Here is a 21,290-nt window from a genome sequence, read left to right as displayed (position 1 = left end):
GCCCTTTAGCTTTGATATTATTTTTTCACAGTCAACCAAAAATTTTCATATTGACTTATGATTTTCAAAATCGTCTGTTCGCCTTGGAGGAGATCAATGCAAGTCAGACAACGGTTGGAGAACCTGTCGAGCGAGCTCACGGCGACCGAACGGAAGCTGTGCACCGCGCTGTTGCTCGACTACCCCTATGCGGGCCTCGACACGATCCAGGACCTGGCGAAGAAGACCAAGACGTCTCCGCCATCCATCTCGCGTTTCGTCACGAAACTGGGCTTTCACGGCTATCAGGATTTCCAGCGTCATCTGATCGACGAGATCCGGCAGTCGAACCGCTCGCCGCTGGATCTGCATGTGGGCGACCGCGCCATACAGGGCGACTTTCTGGAAGATTTCGTGGCCCGCGCGGTCAATCTCATTTCCGCCTCGGCATCGGCCACGACAAGCGCCCAGTTCGAGCGCGTCTGTGCGCTTCTGGGCGATGAAAAGCGCAACATCTACCTCATCGGCGGACGCATCAGCGATGCAATCGCGCTCTATGTGTCACGCCATCTCCGCCAGGTCAGAAGCGGCGTCTTCCACCTGCCGGCAGACCCGGAAGTGTGGCCGGAATATCTGCTGCGCATGCGCTCGAAAGACGTGCTGTTCGTGGTCGATTTCCGCCGCTACCAGCGCAAGCTTTCAGAGCTGGCGCGCCTTGCCCGCGAAGAGAGCGGCGTCCAGATCGTCGTCCTCACCGACAAGTGGATGTCACCCGCCGCCAACCACGCCAACGAAGTTTTCGCCACGCCCATCGAAAGCGGCACTGTCTGGGACAGCTACGCCGGCGCGATGGTGCTGATGGAGGCCATGCTCACCCGCATCGCCGAAACCAACTGGGACAAAACCCGCAAACGCATCGAAGCCTGGGACTCGCTCCGCTTCGATCATGGAGCACGCGACGATGATCAGTAATCCTCTCATGTTCGCCGCCACTTCGGACTTCTCCGGCGTGACGCGCGGCAAGGCGTTCCCCCTGAAGGAAATGGAAAAGCGCTTCCGGCAGGGTGTCGGCTGGACGCCCACCAATGTGCAGATCACCTGTTTCGACGCCATCGCCGACAGCCCCTTCGGCTCCTTCGGCGACCTGATCCTCGTTCCCGATGCAGACACCGCCGTGACGCTTGATCTGGAAGATGGCGGCCCGGTCGAACGCTTCGTTCTGGGCGACATTCTCGACCTTGAAGGCACGCCCTGGAGCTGCTGCACGCGCTCGATCCTGAAACAGGCCCTCAAGCGGCTCGAAGATGTCTCGGGGCTCCGCCTCATCGCCGCTTTCGAGCATGAATTCCAGACCCGCGAAACGCCGCCCGGCCCCGGCGAAGCCTTCGGCCTTGCCAGCTTCGCCAATCACCGCGCCTTCGGCGAAACCGTCATGGCCGCGCTGGAGCTGGCGGGCGTCAAGCCCGACACCTTCCTGAAAGAGTATGGCGCAGACCAGTTCGAGGTCACCAACGGTCCCGATCTCGGCGTCACCGCCGCCGACACGGCCATCAAGGTGCGCGCCGTCACCCGCCTCGTCGCCGAGCGCATGGGCCACCCGGTCACCTTCGCGCCGATCTGCGATCCCGCCGGCGTCGGCAATGGCGTCCATGTGCATATGAGCTTCATCGACGAGAAGGGCGCCCCCGCCACCTACGACCCCGAAGCGCAATGGGGCATGTCGGAAAAGACCGGCTCCTTCATCGCCGGCATCCTGAAATACATGGACAGCATCATCGCGCTCACCGCGCCCTCTGCCATCTCCTATCTGCGCCTCACGCCGCATCGCTGGAGCGCGGCCTTCAACAATCTGGGCTATCACGACCGCGAGGCCGCCGTGCGCATCTGCCCGGTCACGAGCGCCAGCCCCGACAGCGCCGCAAAGCAGTACAATTTCGAGTATCGCGCAGCCGATGCCGCAGCCTCCCCCTATCTGGTGCTCGCCGCCCTCGCCCATGCGGGCGCACAGGGCATCGAGGAAGGCCTCGCCGCCCCGCAGGTCACCGAAGAAGACCTGTCCCTCCTTTCCCCCGACGCGCTTTCAAAGCGCGGCTTCGTGCGCCTGCCGCAGTCGCTCGACGAGGCGCTTGACCGGCTTTCGGCAAACGGGCTGGTCGCGCAGTGGCTCGGCCGCGAGGCGGTGGAAACCTATGTGAAGCACAAGCGCGGCGAGATCGACCAGACGGCTGATCTCGATCAGGCGGAGCGCTGCGCCCGTTACAAGGCAGTCTACTGACGGCCTTTGGGGGCAACACCCGACACACGGAAACACAACAGGGAAAGCAGGCATGAACGGACTGTACGACCGCGAAAGCCGCAGCGTTTCAACGCTCGCCCATCTGCGTTTCTTTCCGCAGGCCGTGACCGGCGGAAAGGGCAGTCTCCTGCGTGGCGATGACGGGCGCGACCTTCTCGATTTCGCCGCTTCGTGGGGCGCGGCCAGCCTCGGCCACGGCCACCCGGCCCTTGCCGAAGCCGTCAACCGCGCGCTGACCGATCAGGCGGGCGCGAGCTACCTTTCCACCGCCAACGAGCCCTGCGTTCTTCTGGCCGAGAAACTGCTCTCCATCGTGCCCGAGCGCGCCGCGGGCCGTGTCTGGTTCGGCCATTCCGGTTCGGACGCCAACGAGACCGTCGCCCGCGCCGTGGTCGCCGCGACGGGCCGCAAACGCATCCTGTCCTTCAAGGGCGCTTATCATGGCGGCACGGTGGGGTCGGTGGCCATTTCCGGCCACCCCGCGCAGGGCGGCATCGACAAGGCATCGGGCCTGAGCCTCGTTCCCTATCCCGATGCCTACGCCGCCGGCAGCCCCGAGGCTGCCGCCAGCGCGGCACTTGCGCATCTCGAAGAGCTTTTCGCCACCACCGTCCCGCCGGAGGAAGTGGCGGCCTTCTTCATCGAACCGATCCAGTCCGATGGCGGCATGCTGGTGCCCCCGCCCGGCTATTTCCGGGAAATTCAGGCGCTCTGCCGCAAACATGGCATTCTGCTGGTCTGCGATGAGGTGAAGGTGGGGCTCGGACGCACCGGGCGGCTCCACGCCTTCGAGCACAGTGACATCGAGCCCGACATCATTGTCTTCGGCAAGGGGCTCGGCGGCGGCCTGCCCATATCGGCGGCGGTAGGCCCCGAGGCGATCATGAACCACGCCTCCGCCTTCTCCTTCCAGACGCTTCACGGCAATCCCGTCTGCGCGGCGGCGGGCCTCGCCGTTCTCGACACGATCGAGCGTGAAAACCTCGTCGCCAATGCGGCGCGTGTGGGCGACACGATGCTAACGGCGCTGCGTGACCTGCAGGCAAAGCACGAGCTCATCGGCAATGTGCGCGGCCACGGTCTTGCGCTGGGTGTCGAGCTGGTCAGCGACAGTAACGCCCGCACACCGGCCATCGAGCAGACCGCGCTTGTCGTCTACCGCGCCTTCCAGCTCGGCCTCGTCATCTACTATGTGGGCATCAACTCCAATGTTCTGGAGTTCACCCCGCCCCTCACCATGAGCGAGGACGAGGCGCTGCGCGGCATCGCCATTCTCGACCAGGCGCTGGGCGATGTGGAGGCCGGGCGTGTGGACCCGCAGCTTCTGGAGCACTTCGCCGGCTGGTAGCTTGTCCCCGCGCCGCGCTCATTGCTGCGCGGTCGGGCTTTTCGCACCTTCCGCCGCAATGGCGTCGGGCGATGCCTCTTTCGCAAAAAGGAACGGCATCGCCACCACCACCAGAACGGCCTGCAACACGAAAACGCTGGAATAGACCGCGTCAGGCGCAAAGCTCAGCATCTCCATCACCTGTATCAGGATCTCGAAGAGTTCCAGCCCCACTTCCGTTCCCACGATGATCACGAAGGCGATGAAGAGCGACAGATGCGCGTTCTTGCCGGCCGCGCCGGTGACCGCAAAAACGGCAGCCGTTGTCAGCAGCCCCGTGCCGAAACCGGTGAGCGCCTTCGACCCCAGATAGACCTCGTAATAGGGAAAGCCGAAATACAGCATATAGGAGCCGAGGCCCGCCGCCGTGATCACCGCGCCGGCGAGCATCAGCGCCCGCTGGATCGGCATGCGCGCCAGGATCGCCGTCGCTCCCATGGCCGCTACCACCTGCGCCAGCGCGCCAATCGTTGCCCGGTCGGCGATCAGCGTGTTGGAGCACATGTGCTTCACCAGATAGGCGGTGTCGTAAAAGCCCGTGGTCGCCACATTGACGAAAAAGAGGAAGGCGAACACGCCAAGCGTCGCCCCTTCCACGGGCGCTCGCGGAGCCTGTTCCGCAGCCCTTCCCCGCCGTGCCCGCACGATGAGATAGGCAAGGCTCGCCGCAAACAACCCGGCCGCAATCTGCGTTTCCGGCGCACTGATGCCCGAGAGCGACACCAGCGTTGTCACCGCCTCGAAGGTGATCAACACGGCAAGAACCGGAAGAAGCGCGAAGCTGGCGGCCTTCTCTTCCCCTGCCTCGCCCGCCGTTTCCTTCACGGGTTCGCGCACCATCCAGAGGCCCAGCATCAGCAGGAAAGGCACCATGGCGAAGCCGGCAAAGAAGATGTCCAGCCCATAGCGCGGCGCAATCACCCGGACGAGTTGCGGCGTGACCAGAAACGCCGCCGGCATGGCCACCGCCCACACACCCGTCAAAAGCTTGGAATGCCGCTCGCCGCCCCACACGGTCATCATTTGTGCAATGGGCGCGAGCGCCGCCAGCGAAAAGCCGATCAGTGGAAACAGCACCACCACCAGCGCCTCACGCGTTGCGACCGGCGGCGCAACCCAGAAAAGCACCGCCAGCCCAAGGCTGGAGACCCCCGCGATGAGACACATCGCAGCCGCCAGCGGCCGTGCCGGAAAGCGCTGGATCAGCCGTGGCGTGATCAGAAGCGACAGAAGCACCGCGCCCAGAAGCAGCTCGATGATCACCGAGGTCTTGTTGACGGAAATTTTCAGAAAGCTCGCAAACGTCCCTTCCGAGACGAACACGGTGGAGCTGACCACCGAACGCAGCCCGTTGCCGAGCAGCACCAGGAGAAGCAGCAACGGCAGCGCGGCCTTGTTCATGCAGGTTTCAGCCCTTGTTCAGGTGCTCGGCCAGCCGGATGCCCATGGCGGCGATGGTCAGCGACGGCGCGTTGACCGGCGCGCTCACATGGGTCGAGGTGCCAAGTATATAAAGGTTCGGGTGCTGGTGCGTCTTCAGATCCGGCCCCACGACCGAACGCTTCGGGTCGGTTCCCATGCGTGTGGTGCCGGCGATGATGGCGTTGGAGAGATAGGGCGTATCTTCCTTGATGTCCTTCGCCCCCATCAGGCCGAGCACCTTCTGGTTCACCTCCCGCGCCACGGTGATGCCAGCCTGCGTGTAATCATCGACCGTGAAGTTGATGCGCGGGCGCGGCACGCCGGACGTGTCCATCTTGTCGGAAAGCGTAACGCGGTTCTCCGGCACGCCCAGCGTTTCCGCCGAGGAGTTGAGCCGCACATGGCGCGAAATCTGCGCGTTGAGCGTGTTGACCAGCTCCGCCCCGCGCATGCCCTTGCCGATCAGCTCACGCGAGAGCTTCTCTGCATCCGAATTGCCGCTCCAGCCATTGTTCATGAACGACGTGCCGAAGGCCGCATATTCCTTGCGGAAATCGCCATCGCGATACTCGATGATGCCGGAGGTCTGCTGCGGCCCGCGATAGGGATAGACCGGATCCGTCACCGTGCCGGACACGTCGATATTGTACTGCGACAGGAGGTAACGCCCCACCTGGTCATGCGCGTTGCCAACCCCGTCAGGCGCAGTTTCCTGCTTGGAATTCAGCATGAGGCGCGGGTTCTCGATGGCGTGCCCGCCCAGAACGAAGATATTGCCGGTCACCTTCTGCGTCGCGCCGTCCGGGCGGCGGATCGTCAGCGACACGACCTTCTGGTCGGCCCCGATTTCAATGAAGGTCACAAGCGCGCGCAGTTCAATGCGTGCGCCAGCCGCCACCGCCTTGTCCATGTCGAACGAGGCGTCGTATTTCGCCCCGATGGGGCAGATCGGCACGCAGGTATTGTTGCCGCAGCAGGCTGGCCGGTTGTCGAAGATCACCGAGTTGCGCGCATGCGAGAAGCGCTTGGAGGTGAGCCCCATCTGATCCAGCGCCTTCTGAATCTGTAAATCCATATAGGAGGCGGGAATGGGCGGCATCGTGTAGCCTTCGCCCGGCTTGCGCGGCGCGCCCCATGTGAAGTCCGGGTCGCCCGAAACACCCCAGCGCGCTTCCGCCTGCTCGTAATAGGGGATCAGCTCGTCATAGGTGATCGGCCAGTCCGCGCCCCGGCCATAAAGCGTGGCGCTCTTGAAGTCATTGGGCCGCAACCGGTCGGCAAAGCCCGTCCAGTGCCACGTCGTGCCGCCATAGATGCGCAGATACGCACCGACGAAACGCACCGGCCCCGCCTGATCGTAAAACGCGTCATAATCCGTATCGGTCGGGTGCGGCGCCCAATCCTGGCTTGGATAGGGGGCCTGCGGACCCTTCACCGGATTGGCGTAGAAATCGGCGAGATATTCCGAACGCGGCTTGCTGTCGCCGGCTTCCAGAACAAGAACGTCGCGTCCCGCTTCAGCGAGGCTGCGCGAAAGATGCGCCCCCGCCATGCCGGACCCGACGATCACGATATCGGCGTGCAGGTCGCTCATGCTGCCTCCCACGGATTGAGCCAATAGCCGAACTCCGGCCCCGAGCACAGGCCCGGCGCTTTGGCAAAGCTCAGCGACTTCCATCCCAGCGCGTATGGATAATTGATCATCGGCGCGTCCTTATCGGCGGGGTCGGCCGAGCCGGTGAACAGATAGGCGGCGATCCAGCGCACCTGCTCTTCCCGGTCCCCCTCCTGCGCATCAAGCACCGTGGCGATGCCCGCGCGGCCGAAATGGGTCACCAGATCCTGCCGCGCCGGCACGCCGAACGTCTTGGTGAAATCGCGCTTCAGCGCATCACGCAGGATCTGCGGCGTCTTCACCGGGCCAGCAATGGCCGAGACCAGCCCCTCCCAGACCGTGTCGTCATAGGCGGAGCCCAGACGCGCCGCCTGCGCCACGGACGCCACGGGCGTAAGCGCCATGGCGCAGCAGCTTCCGATCAGGAAGGCGCGGCGGGAAAGGCGCGGCCCCGTCACTGGACCGACACCTTGACGAAACCGCGCGAGCGGTTGGACCCCTCGTCCACCATCATCATCGCCGCATGCAGCTTCTCGACGCTGATCCACACCGGCGGATATTTGTATTTCGCCACATCGAGGATCAGAACGCTGTCGGTCTCCTCGTCATAAGCGCCGATGGGCGAAATGTGCCCGTCGCCTTCCTGGGGCAGCGCCTTGCGCGAATAGTTTGCGATGAAGCGCGCATCGCGGTCCTCAAGCGTTTCCCGGATCGCCGTGCGCAGTTCATCAACGGATGTCTCGTCGGCAAAATGGTGTTCCGCCGCAAGCCCCGTGTTCTCGATGAACGTGTCGAGCTCCGCCAGCGTCAGCCCCTCATGCTCCACCATCGCATAGGGTTTCAGCTTCTGGTTGGCCTCGTTGAACAGCGTGTCCTGCGTGAACAGCGTCCACGGATAGAGCCGGTCGGGCGAAGGCCGCGGAATGCCCAGCGCATTGGCCACCGCCGCCACGGTCGCCGGCCCGCAGAAGGTCAGGATCTGCTCGCTCTCCACATAGGTGGCGAGGCTGAAATAGTCGCGGTTGAGGTCGGCGTCGAGCAGGCGCTCCTCGCCCTGCTCGCTCGTCAGGTAGAGGAGATCCTCAGCGGCAAGTGTCGGCGTTGCGCAGAGCGCGGCAACGGCCAGCGCGATCAGTTTTGTGCGAACCATTCCGAAATCTCCTTGATGTCCTCGTCGCTCAGTTCCTTGGTGTAGAAGCGCATCACATCGGCCGGCCCGCCGGTGCGGCGGCCCTCGCGATAGGCCTTGAGTGCGGCCTCCAGATAGTCGGACCGCTGGCCCGAAAGGATCGGCACCCCTTCCACCAGCGGATTTCCATCCGCCGAATGACACGAGACGCAGCCCGACGCCTGTTTCGGAACGGCGTTGTTGTCCTGCGCCTGGGCAGCGAACGGCATCAGGAGCAGTGCTGCGAGGCTAAGCCTTGATATTGACATTGAGCATCATCCCCAGGTCTTCGTGTGGAAGGATATGGCAGTGCATGACGAAGCGGCCGTCGAACTCGGTGAAGCGCATGCGCACCGTGGCCGACCCCGCAGCCGGCACGGCGATCGTGTCCTGCCAGTGCTTGTAAGCCAGCTCCTCGCCATTGATGTGCGTCACCTGCATCGGGTTCACATGCACATGGATCGGGTGCGGGAACGGGGTCGTGTTGACGAACTCCCACTCTTCCGCCGTCCCCAGACTGGCCACGATGTCGTCGCGCGAGGGATCGAACGGCTTTCCGTTGAGCGTGAACACCGTGTCCTTGTACATGCCGGGCGTGTCGGTCACGCCGAGCACGATCTGCTGGCGTTTTGAGATTTCCTCATCGGTGATGTCGGTCAGGATCTTGTTGTCGGGCAGCTCTTCCTCGGGAATGCGCGTGCCCATCTTCACGTCCGGCCCGATCCGGTCCGTATCCGCCGGCAGCACCACGACCTGCGCCATGCGCACTTCCGGAAGCGCCGTCTTGCCCTGCGAGAAGGCAGGGCGGATCAGCTCGTAGACGCCCACTTTAGGTGCCCGCACCATCACGTTCGACCTGTTGCCCGGCGCGATGAAGATGCGGTCGGTTTTCCGCGCGAAATCATAAGGGTTGCCGTCGAAACCGATCTCGAACAGGTCCAGACCGTCCAGCGTCATCGGCAGGAACTGCTCATCGCCCGCATTCAGCCAGCGCCAGTGCTGCACCTCGCCTTCGCGCATATAGATGCGCGGCTGATATTCGCCATTCACCAGCCAGTAGCGTTCCGAATCCAGGTTCCAGATCGTGTCAAAGCTGTCGAGCTCGCCGCTTGTCGGATCCACCACCGGGCACTGGAACACCATCACGCGCTCGATGGCTTCAGCCACCTCCGGCACGTCATCCAGCGTGCCGCGCACGATCATCATGCCGCCGCAGCCCGAAGCCACCTGCACCGCCACCGAGCCATGCCTGTGCGGGTGATACCAGTAATTGCCCGCCGGATGATCCTCCGGAAGCTGAACCAGATAGTTGAAGCTCTCGCCCGGATTGATCTGCAGATAGACGTTGTCGCTGTTGCCCTTGGGGCTCACATGGAAACCGTGGAAATGCAGATTGGTCGAGTTGAACTGGTTCGGCGTGTTGGTCACCGGGTCGTGGTCGCGGTTGGGCGGCATCCGGTTATGGAGCGCGATCTCCATCTCGTCGCCCGGCGACACACGAAAGGTCGGTCCCGGGATCTCCCCTTCATAAAGCCTGAGCTCCGCGCTCGCATAAGGCAGATCCTGACGGGTGATCTTCATCGTCAAGTCCGTCTGGAATCGCCCGTCAATGGAGTGGATTTCGCGCGGGTTCTTCAGATCGCCTTCCATGCCGAGCGGCGAGCGCGCCGGCACGAGCCGCGGATCGTCCTTGCCCTCGGCCACTGCCGCATGGTCCGGCCGCAACACGGCCAGCGCCGCCACGGTCGCCAGAGCCGTGGAACCGAAAAGGAGGGCACGCCGGTTCATCTGCATGTGCAACATCCTGCCTTGCTTCAATCAGTTCGTATGTTTCTTGCCGCCAGCGCGCAGACCGCGCGCCGCATTCAGTCTTTCTTTGCGCAGCGGTGCGGGCCCTGTGCGCCCACCTCGATCGGGCAGGCATTGCGGAATCCCCAGACGAAATCCGTCTGAACCGCCACCAGCCCCGGCGCCAGAACCTGGTCGCCGACGCCGTAATAGGCGCTGGTGGTGAACCAGCTCGGCGCCGGCACGCCATTGGTGCTTTTGGGCAGGCCGGCGTCACTCAGATCGCTCACGAAGATCGATAAGTTCGGTAACCCCTTCTCGGTCACCGATGCGCGCGCATGGCAGCTGATGCAGGAGCTGGAATTGGTGAAGCCGGCTTCCGTCACCGAATTGCCGAGCTGCGTCGGCCGGCCCGTGGGCGTCACGAAATTCGTCTGGCTGCCCTTGAGGCGATAGTTGCGCCAGGCCGGATCGGCGGGCCTCGGCGTGCCGCTCTCATTGGCCGCTCCGGTTCCGATGCCGAGCGTCCTGAACACCGCCGCCAGCCCGTCGCGCATCTCGCTGTCGGCGTCATAGGTCCGGGCAAGATCGAATGCGACCACGGCGCCGTCCGCCATTTCCAGCTGGTTCGGCGACACGTAATTGTCTGCCGGCTCGGGCAGATCGTCCCGCGCCACCGGGCCGTCGCTCACCTTCGCCACATAACCGAAACTGTCATTGCAGCCGATCCAGTCGCAGCGGCCCTGATTGTCCACATGCTCGAATGTGGTCCAGAACCAGTTGGGCAGATCCTTCGAGGAGATGTGAAAGGACAGAAGGATATAAGTGCCGGTCTCCGGCGTGTTGCCGCCCTTCGGCAAATCGAGCGTGATGTAGTCGGCGTTCTTTTCAAGATCGATGCCCAGCTCTTTCGCCTTGCGGATGTCGAGCAGGTTCGCCTTGAGCATGAGCGAGCGGATCGGCAGGTCGATCTGGCTGAGAGGTCCCGTGCCGGCCACGCCATTGTATGGCGCATAGTGCTCCATGACGCCTGCACGTGTCTGAAAAACCCGGCCAAGCCCGTCCGTGTGATAGAGCCCGTTTGCGAAGATGTAATCGGTCATAGGCCGGTTGTGATAAACCAGCTCCACCTGCTCCGCGCCGATCACTGCGGTCTTGAGTTCCGGCGGCACGTCATCCCAGTCGATGCTGCCGTCACCATCCCGGTCGGTCTTGGCCGCATCCTCCATCGACACCTGATGCGCCTTGCTCGGCTCATGCGGTGTGTGTGCGGGCATGCCCAGCGCCGGGTCGGGGCGCACGGGGCAGTGTTCGGGATCGGGATTGTTGGAAACTTCGACCGTGCTGCAGCAGTTTTCCGTCTGGCCGGGCTCGCACACCGGCCATGGCGCGGTCGGCCACATCTGCACATCGGTCGTCCAGCGCGACCAGAATTCGCCGCGCACCGCCTCGGTGAAAATCTTCCAGGCGAAAGCATCCGGACAGCTCATGGACGGATTGCTTATCTCCGGCCCGAAGTCGAAGCGCCCTTCCCCGTCCACCGTAACTGCGCATTCCGGCGAATCACGCAGGTCCGCCAGATACTGCATCGCAAAATCAATGGAATTCGGATTGGCCGATACGGCCGAAACTGAAAGCGAAGTACTTATAAACGCTAAGAAAAAAGCCCTTTTCGCGACCCTCGCCTGATCGCAAATAACGCGAGCCACGCGTTTTGATTGCCTCTGGTGCGCCAAAAGCCTTGTGCCCCCTCACAAGTTTGTTTTGCACCAGTGTTTATCACAAACATTGACGGTTAGTTGAGAATAAATTCCGCAATTGAACGGTTTCTCCACTCCGCAGGCTCTGCAGATGCCGGGCTCTACAGATAATGCAGCCCCAGAAGATGCCCCTCCACCTCGCGCACCTGCACGACGGTGTCATAGATGTCCTCAAGCACCGCTTCCTGCATCAGGTCACCGGCCTCGCCCTGCAGCACCACGCGTCCGTCGCGCATCGCCACCACGTGATCGGCATAGATCGAGGCGAAGTTGATGTCGTGGATCACCACGGTAATCGACTTCTTCAGGTCGTCCGCCGTGCGCCGTAACAGCTTCATCATCGCCGCCGCGTGTTTCATGTCGAGGCTGTTGAGCGGCTCGTCCAGCAGCACATATTTCGTGTCCTGCGCCAGAACCATTGCCACGAAGGCGCGCTGGCGCTGACCGCCCGAAAGCTCGTCCAGAAACCGCCCGCGCAGAGCATCGAGCCCCAGATAGGAAATGGCCTCGCCGATATGGCGCTCGTCTTCCACGGTCGGTCGCCCGCCCGAATGCGGAAACCGGCCAAACGCCACCAGCTCGCTCACCGTCAGGCGCATGCCCACCTGGTTGTTCTGCTTCAGGATCGCCAGCCGCTTGGCCAGCACCGCGCCCGGCGTTTCCTGCACATCCAGACCATCCACCAGAACCCGCCCCGAAGTCGGCGCGATCAGGCGCGCAATCATGGAAAGAAGAGTCGACTTGCCCGCCCCGTTCGGGCCGACAATCGCGGTGATGCCGCTCTCGGGAAGCGACAGGCTGACATCGTCAACCACCGTCGCATCGTCATAGGTCTTGGTGAGATTGTGGATGTCGATCATCGCCTGAGGTTCCGATAAAGCAGCAGCATGAAGGCAATGCCGCCGGTGAATTCGATGATGATGCTGAGCGCCGTGTCGAAACCGAATACGCGCTCCAGCACGGTCTGCCCGCCCACAAGCGCAATGATGGCAAGCAGCGTCGCCGCCGGCAGCGTGTATTTGTGCCGGTCCGTGCCCACGGCCTGATAGGCGAGATTGGCGACCAGCAGACCGAAGAAGGTGATCGGGCCGACAAGCGCCGTCGAGACCGAAACCAGAACCGCGATCATGGCGAACAGCAGCAGCACCACGCGCTGATAATCAATGCCCAGATTGATCGCCACATCGCGGCCAAGCGCCAGCACGTCGAGCTTCGTCAGAAGCCGCCGGCTCACAAAGGCGGTCGCCAGAACGATCACTGCCGACACCGCCAGCAATTGCTGGTCGATGCTGTTGAAGCTGGCGAACAGCATGTCCTGAAGCGCGATGAACTCGTTGGGATCGAGAATGCGCTGCATCATGTGCGCCAGGCTGCGGAAGAAGACGCCGCACACCACACCGGCGAGCACGACGAGATGCAGGCTGCGCTGGCGGCTGAGAAACAGCCAGTAGAAGAGCGCCATGGACATGCCCACCATGAGCAGCGTCTCCAGAACGAAACGCAACCGCATGTCCACGCTGGCGAGATCGCGCGTGCCCAGAAAGAACACCAGCGCCGTCTGCAGGGCCACATAGAGGGAATCGAAGCCCATCACCGCGGGCGTCAGAATGCGGTTCTGCGTCACCGTCTGAAACAGCACCGTCGCCGTCGCCACCGCATAGGCCACCAGCACGAGGCCGAGCAGCTTGGCGCTGCGAAACGGCAGCACGAAATCCCAGTTGCCCTTCACGCCAATGGTCATGAAGGCCAGTGCCGCCGCAATGGCGCCAAACGCCAGAACGACAAGCGCCACGCGGGGCCGCCGCCATGTCGGATTTTTAGCCAAAACGCGCCCGCCGCCGCAAAAGGAGATAAAGGAAAATGCCCGAACCGAGCACGCCTGCCACCGTTCCCACCGGGATCTCATAGGGAAACCGCAGCGTACGGCCGACAATGTCGCAGGCAAGCAGGAAGCCCGCGCCCGACACCGCCACCCAGGGCAGCGCACGGCGCAGATTGTCGCCCACCGTCATGCTCACCACATTGGCGACGATCAGCCCCAGAAAGGGCACCGTACCCGCCGTCACCACTGCCGTCGCCGAAACCATGGAAACGATGACGAGGCCGAAGGCGAGGATGCGCCCGTAGTTCAGACCGAGATTGCGCGTAAAACTTTCGCCAAGCCCGGCGACCGTGAACCGGTCCGCCGCCACATAGGCAAGCAGCGCCAGCCCGCCCGCGATCCACAACAGTTCGTAGCGCCCCCGCAAGACGCTTGAAAAGTCACCATTCGTCCAGGCAGAAAGCGATTGCAGAAGATCGTAGCGATAGGCGACGAAGGTCGTCATGGCGTTGATCACGCCGCCGAACATCAGGCCCAGAAGCGGCACGACCAGGCTGGAGCTTGCCGGGATCTTCGACACAAGCCGCAGGAACAGGAAGGTTGCGGTCAGCGCGAAAACCGATGCCACCGCCATCTTGGAAAGCATCGGCAGGCCGGGCGCGAACAGCGCCACCGCCAGAAGACCAAGGCTCGCCGCCTCGACCGTGCCGGTCGTTGTCGGTTCAACGAAACGGTTGCGAAACAGCATCTGCATGATCAGCGCCGCAACGCCCATCGCCATGCCCGAAAGCACCAGCGCCAGGGTGCGCGGAATGCGGCTGACGAGCAGAAGCTGCATGGCCTGTGCGTTGCCGTCACCGCTCAAAAGATCGCCGAGCGGCATGTCGGCCACGCCGATGAAAAGGCTGATTGCAGCGAGAACGATCACCACGCCCACCGCCAGCACGAGGCCGGCGGCGGGGTAGATACGTTGGGGCATGCTGGCGGCAGCTTGCATAGCCTTGTCAGTCGACTGGTGTGAGCGCCTTGGAGAGCGCGTCGACTTCTGCCTGGAGGGCAGTCATGCCGCCGCCGACCAGATACCAGCGCACGGAATCGGCATAGTAGATATTGCCTTCCTTCGCGGCCGTGGTCGCTGCGACGAGTTCATTGTCCAGCGTCTGCTTTGCCGACTGGCCTTCACTGCCGATGGCCGAATCCCGGTCCACCACGAACAGCCAGTCCGGATTTGTCTTCAGGAGAAATTCGAACGAAACCGCCTCGCCATGGGTCGCCTCCTGCACATTCTCGACAGCAGGGATCACGCCGAGATCGTCATGCAGCCAGCCGAAGCGCGAGCCCGGACCATAGGCCGAAACCTTGCCGCCATTGGTGAGGATGATCAGGCCTTTGCCGGCATCCTTCGCCGTCTCGCGCAGCGCTGCAACGGAGGTGTTGAGCCTCTCGATAAGTTCCTCGGCCTTCTCTTCACGGTCGAAGATCACGCCCAGCTTGCGCGCATTGTCTTCCGCGCTGTTGAGGAAGTCATCCTGTGCGACCGTCAGGTCGATGGTCGGCGCAATCTTGGAAAGCGCCTCATACTGCTTGGCCGAGCGGCCCGCGACGATGATCAGGTCGGGCCTGGCGGCATTCACCACCTCGAAGTCCGGCTCGAACAGCGAGCCGACCTTGGCGTAATCGTCGCTCTTGTATTTCGACAGATAGTCGGGAAGCAGCGCGTTGGGCACGCCGGCCACGTCGACGCCCAGCGTGTCGAGCGTGTCGAGCGTGGCGAAATCGAAGGTCAGAACCGTCTTGGGCGTGTCCGGCAGAACCGTTTCGCCCTGCGCATGTTTGACGGTGATTTCGTCGGCATTGGCGTAGCCCGGCAGGAACGCCGCAAGCGCGATGGCCGAAGCCAGAAAGCGCGCGGTCAGGGAGTTCGTTCTTGTGATCATCGACATGCTCCAAATGTCAGGGATGACGGGTGGACGCCACCTGCCGGTTTCCGTTTTGCGCGGTCGGCAACGCCCTTGTCTGGATTTCGGTTAGCAAATATGATTTCTACAATCAACTTTTCTGTACGGACATTCCAACACTCAGTTTCAACCGCCGCTTTTCTGGAGATTTCCCATGCTGCAATCCAAAGCCGTCATCGCCACCGAGCATGCCTCGAAATATCTGCAGCAGCTCTGCAAGCATTTCGCGCACAAGGTTTCGGTCGATTACGACGCCTCGCAGGGCAAGGTTGATTTCCCCTTCGGCGACTGCCTCATGCGCGCCGATGAAACCTCGCTGACGATCGAGTGCGCCGCCAAAACGGACGAGGAACTCGCCCGCGCCCAGCACGTGATCGACGATCATCTGGCCCGCTTCGCATGGCGTGAGAAGCCGCAGATCGCCTGGAACGTGTGACGGCTTTCGGGCCCTGAAAGTCCGCAGATGACGGTTTGCCCCTCCCGCCACCGAAGTGGTGATGGCGGGAGCGTTGGATGTCAGCGAGAAGGTCATGAGGCTCAGAAAGTGGAGGTCATGCCGACCCACACACGGCGTCCTTCGACAACCGTGTTGATGTCGCCCACGTCAATGCGCTTGTCGAACACATTGTAGACCGCCGCCTTCAGGGTCACATTGTCGTTCAGTGCATAGTTCGCTCCGAAATCGACCGTGGTGTAGGCATCGTATTTGCGCGCCAGAACTTTCGAACCGTCGCTCGACAGGATCGGCTTGCCTTTGGAGCCGATACGCAGGCCCGCATTCACCTCCGACCCGTGATAGCTGACCTCGCCCCACGCGCTCAGCCCCTCGACCGGCGTGGTCCAGTCCGCGCGCAGGCTGGCCATATGCTGCGGCGTGCGCATCAGCGGAAAGCCTGCATAATCGCCGGTCTTCTGCTTCGAATGGGTGTAGGTGTAGCTGCCCCGCAGGATCAGATCGTCACGCACATCCCATTCGCCCGTCAGCTCCACGCCCTGCGTGATGGCCCGGCCGATGTTGAAGAAGCGCCAGAGGCGGTAATTCGGATCCTCGTCCCAGCGAGCATGCGACCCATCGGGATTGTAGATCATCGCATTGCTGATCTTGTCCTTGAAGTCGTTGCGGAAATAGGTTGCGCCCAGCCGCACGCCGCCGAGACTGTCCCAGAGACCGCCGATCTCGATGCTGGTGCTTTTCTCGGCTTCAAGATCCGGATTGCCGATGATCACGCCACAGGTGCCGTCCGGTCCATAGCTGCAACCACGCCCGCCCGTCACATAGGCGTAGCCCGGCGCAATCGCGCGAATGACCGGAGCCTTGAACCCCGTCGAGACACCGCCCTTCAGCGTCAGCTGCGGCGTCGCATGCCACACCGCATAGGCGCGCGGGCTGAACTGCGCGCCATAGATCTCGTGATTGTCCATGCGGATGCCGCCGGTCAGCGCGAAATCCGGCGTGATCCACCACTCGTCCTCGGCAAACAGCGCCCATTGCGAAACGCCGAATTTCTCATCGCGCCCCGTGCGGCGGCCGGGATTCTGATCGGTCAGCAGCGCATCCAGATACTGCCCGCCCAGCACCAGCGTATGCGCCCCGTGAAAATCGAGCGGCGTGGTCGTCTTCACGTCGAAAACCGTGTTGCGAACCAGCGGCGAACGCGGATCTTCCGCATATTGTCCGGTTCCCGCATCGCGCATGAAGCGGGTGCGCTCGGCCCATTCCTGCGAGAGGGAAACCTCCGATGTCGTCCAGTCCCAGCGCCCCGTATGACTCAGCGACCAGTGCCTGCGGTCCAGCCGGTCGTAATTGTCCCGGCGCGTGCTGGTTCTGTCCTCGGTGTGCGTGCGCAACAGCCGCGTCCTGCCCGCATCAAGAACCAGCTCATGATCCTCGTTCGGGGTGAAGGTCAGACGCCCGGTGAGATCGAGATCCTTCTTTTCCGGCAAGCCGCCCATGATCCGGTCTTCGCCGCGCAAAAGACCGCGCCCCCAGATCTGCAGGCCCAGCATGTCGCGCATCACCGGCCCGCTGGCGTAGAACGACGCATTCCCTGCATCGCCATGGTCGGTATGCTGCTGCAGCGTTCCGTCGGCCGAGACCGTCCCGGTCCACGCATCGGCCACCCTGCGCGTGATGACATTGATGACACCGCCCATCGCATCGGAACCGTAGAGCGCCGACATCGGGCCACGCACCACCTCGATCCGCTCGATGGCGGACACCGGCGGCAGGAAGCTCTGCTCGAAACCGGAATTGCCATTGGAGCGCGACTCGCGCGTGTTCTGCCGCTTTCCATCCACCAGGATCAGCGTGTATGCGCCCGGCAGACCGCGGATGGAAATGTCTTCCCGCCCCGGCGACCCCGTCACCGCCACGCCCTGCACATGGCGAAGCGCGTCGGTCAGGTCGCGGTAAACGCCCTTTTCCAGCGCCTCGCGCGGCACCACGGTTATGCTCGCCGGCGCATCCACCACACTCTGCTCGAAGCCGGTCGCCGTCACGACCAGTGTGTCAAGAAGCGTGACCTTCTGGTTTTCCGCCTGTGCCAGCGCGCCCTCCACCGGCAGGGCGACACAGCCCAGAAAAGCCAGTGCAAGCCGACCGGAAGAAGAAACGGCGCCGCGCAAACCGGCACGCGCCGGGCTGCGCGGAGCCGCATCGAAAAAGCTATAAGTCATTATTAATTCTCAATAAAATTACATACTTGAAATACGGGCGACTTACCTCCCGTTAAAAGATGATGTCAACACTCATCTTTTAGAGCGCTTCCAGATTGCCCCGCTCAGACATGCCCCAGCGGCACAAAGCCTTGTCTGGCCATGCGCGCAGCGGGGTCGGCAACCGGTCGATGAAGCTGTGGAAAAGCGGGCGGCGGAACCCCGCCCGAAAAGGGGTCAGGAGAAGCGGCGGGACGCGAGCAATTGAATCCCGCCGCCTCTGCTCACTCGGCCGCCTGTGGCAGCGCGAGCTGTTCGTTGTCCTGCATGGCCGCATCCGTTTTTGCAGGTGCGCCCTCCTCCGGCCGCTTCACGCGGTAGAAGGCGGCATAGAGCGCCGGCACGAACAGAATGGTCAGCACGGTCGCCACCGTCAGGCCGCCCATGATGGCGAAGGCCATCGGCCCCCAGAACACATTGGTCGAGAGCGGCACCATGGCGAAGATGGCGGCCGCCGCCGTCAGAACCACGGGCCGCGTACGCCGCACGGTGGCCTCGATAATGGCGTCCCATTCCGCATGGCCGGCTTCAAGGTCCGCTCCGATCTGGTCGACCAGGATCACCGTGTTGCGCATGATCATGCCGGCCAGCGCGATCAGGCCGAGCAGTGCCACGAAGCCGAAGGGCTGGTTGAAGATCAAAAGCCCCAGCGTCGCCCCGATCAGGCCAAGCGGCGCTGTCGCGAAGACCAGTGCAAGGCGCGAGAAGCTCTGCAGCTGGATCATCAGGATCGTCAGCATCGCCAGCAACATGATCGGAAACACGTCGAACAGCGCCGCATTCGCCTTGGCGCTTTCCTCGATGGCCCCGCCAAGCTCGATGCGATAGCCGACCGGCAGATCCTCGATCAGCGGCTGCAGCGTCGGCCAGATCTGCGACGACACATCCGGCGCCTGCACGCCCGCCGGCACATCGGCCCGCACGGTGATCATCATGTCGCGGTTCTGCCGCCACAGGATCGGCTCCTCATGGCCATAGACCACCTTCGCCACCTGCGAGAGCGGCACCGGCTGCCCGCCGCGCGTGGCAATCGTCAGATCGCCCAGATGCGCCACATCAAGCCGTTCGCTTTCCACCGCACGCGCCACGACATTGACGGTCTCGATGCCGTCGCGCACCGCCGTCACCGTGTAGCCGGAAAGCAGCGTCTGCAGCGTGCGGCCAATGTCCTGCGGGGTCAGGCCAAGCGCCCGCGCCCGGTCCTGATCCACTTCCAGCCGGATCGACTTCGCCTGCTCGTTCCAGTCCAGATTGGGGTCGAGCGCATTCGGGTTCTGCGCCATCACATCGCGCACATCATAAGCGATGCGACGCACCTCGAGCGGATCGGGGCCAACCACGCGGAACTGCACGGGAAAGCCCACCGGCGGGCCGAACACGAGTTCGGTCACGCGCACCCGCGCCTCCGGCAGACCGCCGTCTGCGATGTAGTCCTGCAACCGCGCCTTCACCCGGTCGCGGGCTTCCGCGTCCTTCGTGTACATCTCGATGGTCGCGAAGTTCGGCTTCGGCAACTCCGGATTGGAAGCGAGGAACCAGCGCGGCGCGCCAGCGCCCACATAGGTGGCGTAGGTCAGAACCTCTTCATCCGCCGCGACCACCGCTTCCATGGTGCGGGCGGAAGCCTCCGTCGCCTTGATCGGCGCGCCTTCCGGCAGACGGATTTCCACCATCAGCTCCGGTCGCGGCGAGGTCGGGAAGAACTGCTGCTGCACGAAACCGAATGTCCAGATGGAAGCCGCAAAAAGGCCGATCACCGAGGCGATCACCACCCAGCGCCAGGAGACGCACCAGTTCACCACCCGGCGCAAAGCATTGTAGAGGCGCGTGTCATAGATGTCGTGATGCTGCCCGCCCTCGGCCACCGCACCACCATGCTTGTGGAAGTCCGGCAACAGCTTGACGCCGATATAGGGCGTGAAGATCACCGCCACGAACCACGACGCCACCAGCGCGATGGTCACCACCCAGAAGATGCCGCCGGCATATTCGCCCGCCGTCGACTTGGCGAACCCGACAGGCAGAAAGCCCGCCGCCGTCACCAGCGTTCCGGTGAGCATGGGAAAGGCCGTTGATGTCCAGGCGAAGGTCGCCGCCTTCAGCCGGTCATAGCCCTGCTCCATCTTCACGACCATCATCTCGACGGCGATGATCGCATCGTCCACCATCAGGCCGAGCGCGATGATGAGCGCGCCAAGCGTGATGCGTTCAAGGCTCATGCCCAGCATGTCGAGCGCGATCATCACGATGGCCAGAACCAGCGGCACGGCCAGCGCCACAACGATGCCCGTGCGCCAGCCGAGCGACAGGAAGCTCACCGCCAGCACCACGGCCAGCGCTTCCAGAAACACCTTGATGAACTCGCCGACCGAATCCTGCACCACTTCGGGCTGGTTGGCGATCATCTCGAGTTCCAGCCCCACCGGCATGTCGGCCCTGATTTCACTCATGGCCGCATCGAGGTTTTCGCCGAGCTTCAGAATGTTCGCGCCCTCGGCCATGACCACACCAATGGCCAGCGCCTGATGCCCGTCATGGCGGGCAAGGAAGGCCGGCGGGTCTTCATAGCCGCGCCGCACATCCGCAATGTCACCCAGCCGGAACACGGTTCCGTTCGCCGCAATTGGCACCGACGCGACCGCGTCCACGCCCTTCAGCGCGCCTTCAACACGCAGGAACACCCGGTCAGAGGCCGTTTCGATCTCGCCTGCCGGCGTCACCGCGTTCTGCGCCGCGATGGAGTTGAAGATCACCTGCGGGTCGATGCCCAGCGTCGCAAGCTTTGAATGCGAGAACTCGACGAAGATGCGCTCATCCTGTGCGCCGTAGAAGCGCACCTTCTCCACATCGGGAACACGCAGAAGCCGCTGGCGTATGTCTTCCGCCGCGTCCTTCAGGTCGCGCATGGTCGCGCCTTCGCCGCTCAGCATGTAGAGCGCGCTGTCCACATCGCCGAACTCGTCGTTGAAGAACGGCCCGATCACGCCTTGCGGCAGCTGCGCGCGAATGTCGCCCACCCGCTTGCGCACCTGATACCAGAGTTCCTCCACCTCACCCGGCGGCGTGGTGTCCTGAAGCTGCACCTGCATGAAGGTGGAGCCGGGCTTGGAATAGGTGCGCACCTTGTCGAAATAAGGCACTTCCTGAAGCGTCTTTTCGATGGGATCGGCGACCTGCCGCTGCACTTCCTCGGCGGTGGCGCCCGGCCAGACCGCGTTCACCACCATCACCTTGATGGTGAAGCTCGGGTCTTCCGCCCGGCCAAGCCGCGCGTAGGAATAGGCCCCGCCAAGCGACAGGACGATGATCAGAAACAGTACGAGCGTCTGGTGGGTGACGGCCCACTGCGAAAGGTTGAAGCGTTGCATCTGAGCCCCCGG

General features: G+C 63.2%; 17 protein-coding genes. 4 read left to right on the top strand and 13 right to left on the bottom strand.

Annotated elements, in window-relative coordinates; genetic code table 11:
- Positions 1–96: 96 nt before the first annotated feature.
- From JYP46_RS00495 to JYP46_RS00485, 3 genes are read left to right on the top strand one after another with little or no spacing between them, the layout of a single operon-like run.
- Complete coding sequence (locus tag JYP46_RS00495; RefSeq protein ID WP_113154127.1) at positions 97–951, top strand: MurR/RpiR family transcriptional regulator; 855 nt, start codon at positions 97–99, stop codon at positions 949–951.
- A complete protein-coding gene (locus JYP46_RS00490) occupies positions 941–2,254 on the top strand; it encodes a glutamine synthetase family protein (RefSeq protein ID WP_236042069.1) in 1,314 nt (437 codons plus the stop codon). Before JYP46_RS00495 ends, JYP46_RS00490 begins: the two co-directional genes overlap by 11 nt.
- A gap of 52 nt (positions 2,255–2,306) precedes the next feature.
- Entirely contained in the window at positions 2,307–3,623 is a 1,317-nt protein-coding gene (locus JYP46_RS00485) for an aspartate aminotransferase family protein (RefSeq protein WP_206546925.1), read from the top strand.
- Positions 3,624–3,641: 18 nt separating this feature from the next.
- Here JYP46_RS00485 and JYP46_RS00480 read toward each other — a convergent pair whose 3' ends face one another.
- The 11 genes from JYP46_RS00480 to JYP46_RS00430 all read right to left on the bottom strand — a co-directional run bounded on the left by JYP46_RS00480 (position 3,642) and on the right by JYP46_RS00430 (position 15,174).
- Positions 3,642–5,063, bottom strand: coding sequence for a hypothetical protein (locus JYP46_RS00480; RefSeq protein ID WP_206546924.1), 1,422 nt, complete (start codon positions 5,061–5,063; stop codon positions 3,642–3,644).
- Between the two features lie 7 nt (positions 5,064–5,070).
- Positions 5,071–6,678 carry a GMC oxidoreductase gene (locus JYP46_RS00475; protein ID WP_206546923.1) on the bottom strand — a complete coding sequence of 536 codons (1,608 nt, stop codon included), beginning with the start codon at positions 6,676–6,678 and terminating at the stop codon, positions 5,071–5,073.
- The gene (locus JYP46_RS00470; RefSeq protein WP_206546922.1) at positions 6,675–7,157 is read right to left on the bottom strand and encodes a hypothetical protein; all 483 of its coding nucleotides are present in this window, start codon (positions 7,155–7,157) and stop codon (positions 6,675–6,677) included. Before JYP46_RS00470 ends, JYP46_RS00475 begins: the two co-directional genes overlap by 4 nt.
- Positions 7,154–7,849, bottom strand: a complete 696-nt coding sequence (locus tag JYP46_RS00465; RefSeq protein WP_113154121.1) for a phytochelatin synthase family protein — start codon at positions 7,847–7,849, stop codon at positions 7,154–7,156. The genes JYP46_RS00470 and JYP46_RS00465 overlap by 4 nt, the downstream gene beginning before the upstream one ends.
- Positions 7,831–8,136 (bottom strand): c-type cytochrome, encoded by a 306-nt coding sequence (locus tag JYP46_RS00460; RefSeq protein WP_206544572.1) that lies wholly within the window; start codon positions 8,134–8,136, stop codon positions 7,831–7,833. Before JYP46_RS00460 ends, JYP46_RS00465 begins: the two co-directional genes overlap by 19 nt.
- Positions 8,117–9,661 carry a multicopper oxidase family protein gene (locus JYP46_RS00455; RefSeq protein WP_206546921.1) on the bottom strand — a complete coding sequence of 515 codons (1,545 nt, stop codon included), beginning with the start codon at positions 9,659–9,661 and terminating at the stop codon, positions 8,117–8,119. The genes JYP46_RS00460 and JYP46_RS00455 overlap by 20 nt, the downstream gene beginning before the upstream one ends.
- A gap of 71 nt (positions 9,662–9,732) precedes the next feature.
- Positions 9,733–11,244 (bottom strand): hypothetical protein, encoded by a 1,512-nt coding sequence (locus JYP46_RS00450; protein WP_206546920.1) that lies wholly within the window; start codon positions 11,242–11,244, stop codon positions 9,733–9,735.
- A gap of 272 nt (positions 11,245–11,516) precedes the next feature.
- Entirely contained in the window at positions 11,517–12,275 is a 759-nt protein-coding gene (locus JYP46_RS00445) for an iron ABC transporter ATP-binding protein (RefSeq protein WP_206544570.1), read from the bottom strand.
- The gene (locus JYP46_RS00440; RefSeq protein WP_113154117.1) at positions 12,272–13,240 is read right to left on the bottom strand and encodes an iron chelate uptake ABC transporter family permease subunit; all 969 of its coding nucleotides are present in this window, start codon (positions 13,238–13,240) and stop codon (positions 12,272–12,274) included. Before JYP46_RS00440 ends, JYP46_RS00445 begins: the two co-directional genes overlap by 4 nt.
- On the bottom strand, positions 13,233–14,216 hold the full coding sequence (locus tag JYP46_RS00435) for an ABC transporter permease (RefSeq protein ID WP_222473787.1): 984 nt from the start codon (positions 14,214–14,216) through the stop codon (positions 13,233–13,235). The genes JYP46_RS00440 and JYP46_RS00435 overlap by 8 nt, the downstream gene beginning before the upstream one ends.
- 25 nt (positions 14,217–14,241) lie before the next feature.
- Positions 14,242–15,174 carry a siderophore ABC transporter substrate-binding protein gene (locus JYP46_RS00430; protein WP_206546917.1) on the bottom strand — a complete coding sequence of 311 codons (933 nt, stop codon included), beginning with the start codon at positions 15,172–15,174 and terminating at the stop codon, positions 14,242–14,244.
- Between the two features lie 175 nt (positions 15,175–15,349).
- Here JYP46_RS00430 and JYP46_RS00425 point away from each other — a divergent pair, with 175 nt between their 5' ends.
- Complete coding sequence (locus tag JYP46_RS00425; protein WP_113154114.1) at positions 15,350–15,631, top strand: DUF2218 domain-containing protein; 282 nt, start codon at positions 15,350–15,352, stop codon at positions 15,629–15,631.
- A gap of 101 nt (positions 15,632–15,732) precedes the next feature.
- Here JYP46_RS00425 and JYP46_RS00420 read toward each other — a convergent pair whose 3' ends face one another.
- Both JYP46_RS00420 and JYP46_RS00415 read right to left on the bottom strand, forming a co-directional pair.
- Positions 15,733–17,871, bottom strand: a complete 2,139-nt coding sequence (locus tag JYP46_RS00420) for a TonB-dependent receptor domain-containing protein (RefSeq protein ID WP_206546916.1) — start codon at positions 17,869–17,871, stop codon at positions 15,733–15,735.
- A 263-nt stretch (positions 17,872–18,134) separates the two neighbouring features.
- Complete coding sequence (locus tag JYP46_RS00415) at positions 18,135–21,278, bottom strand: efflux RND transporter permease subunit (RefSeq protein ID WP_222473786.1); 3,144 nt, start codon at positions 21,276–21,278, stop codon at positions 18,135–18,137.
- Between the last annotated feature and the right edge of the window lie 12 nt (positions 21,279–21,290).

Origin of the sequence: Nitratireductor aquimarinus (assembly GCF_017255295.1) — a bacterium.
Classification (GTDB): Bacteria; Pseudomonadota; Alphaproteobacteria; order Rhizobiales; family Rhizobiaceae; genus Nitratireductor; species Nitratireductor aquimarinus.
The sequence above is the reverse complement of the archived record's forward strand: the minus strand, read 5'-3'. Positions and strand labels throughout refer to the sequence as shown.

Bases quoted from the DNA above. Each gene is read 5' to 3' on its own strand.
- JYP46_RS00480 (WP_206546924.1), bottom strand. From the start codon at position 5,063: ATGAACAAGGCCGCGCTGCCGTTGCTGCTTCTCCTGGTGCTGCTCGGC.
- JYP46_RS00450 (WP_206546920.1), bottom strand. From the start codon at position 11,244: ATGCAGTATCTGGCGGACCTGCGTGATTCGCCGGAATGCGCAGTTACG.
- JYP46_RS00435 (WP_222473787.1), bottom strand. From the start codon at position 14,216: ATGCCCCAACGTATCTACCCCGCCGCCGGCCTCGTGCTGGCGGTGGGC.
- JYP46_RS00495 (WP_113154127.1), top strand. From the start codon at position 97: ATGCAAGTCAGACAACGGTTGGAGAACCTGTCGAGCGAGCTCACGGCG.
- JYP46_RS00445 (WP_206544570.1), bottom strand. From the start codon at position 12,275: ATGATCGACATCCACAATCTCACCAAGACCTATGACGATGCGACGGTG.
- JYP46_RS00415 (WP_222473786.1), bottom strand. From the start codon at position 21,278: ATGCAACGCTTCAACCTTTCGCAGTGGGCCGTCACCCACCAGACGCTC.
- JYP46_RS00460 (WP_206544572.1), bottom strand. From the start codon at position 8,136: ATGTCAATATCAAGGCTTAGCCTCGCAGCACTGCTCCTGATGCCGTTC.
- JYP46_RS00430 (WP_206546917.1), bottom strand. From the start codon at position 15,174: ATGATCACAAGAACGAACTCCCTGACCGCGCGCTTTCTGGCTTCGGCC.
- JYP46_RS00420 (WP_206546916.1), bottom strand. From the start codon at position 17,871: ATGACTTATAGCTTTTTCGATGCGGCTCCGCGCAGCCCGGCGCGTGCC.
- JYP46_RS00455 (WP_206546921.1), bottom strand. From the start codon at position 9,661: ATGCAGATGAACCGGCGTGCCCTCCTTTTCGGTTCCACGGCTCTGGCG.
- JYP46_RS00425 (WP_113154114.1), top strand. From the start codon at position 15,350: ATGCTGCAATCCAAAGCCGTCATCGCCACCGAGCATGCCTCGAAATAT.
- JYP46_RS00475 (WP_206546923.1), bottom strand. From the start codon at position 6,678: ATGAGCGACCTGCACGCCGATATCGTGATCGTCGGGTCCGGCATGGCG.
- JYP46_RS00465 (WP_113154121.1), bottom strand. From the start codon at position 7,849: ATGGTTCGCACAAAACTGATCGCGCTGGCCGTTGCCGCGCTCTGCGCA.
- JYP46_RS00490 (WP_236042069.1), top strand. From the start codon at position 941: ATGATCAGTAATCCTCTCATGTTCGCCGCCACTTCGGACTTCTCCGGC.
- JYP46_RS00485 (WP_206546925.1), top strand. From the start codon at position 2,307: ATGAACGGACTGTACGACCGCGAAAGCCGCAGCGTTTCAACGCTCGCC.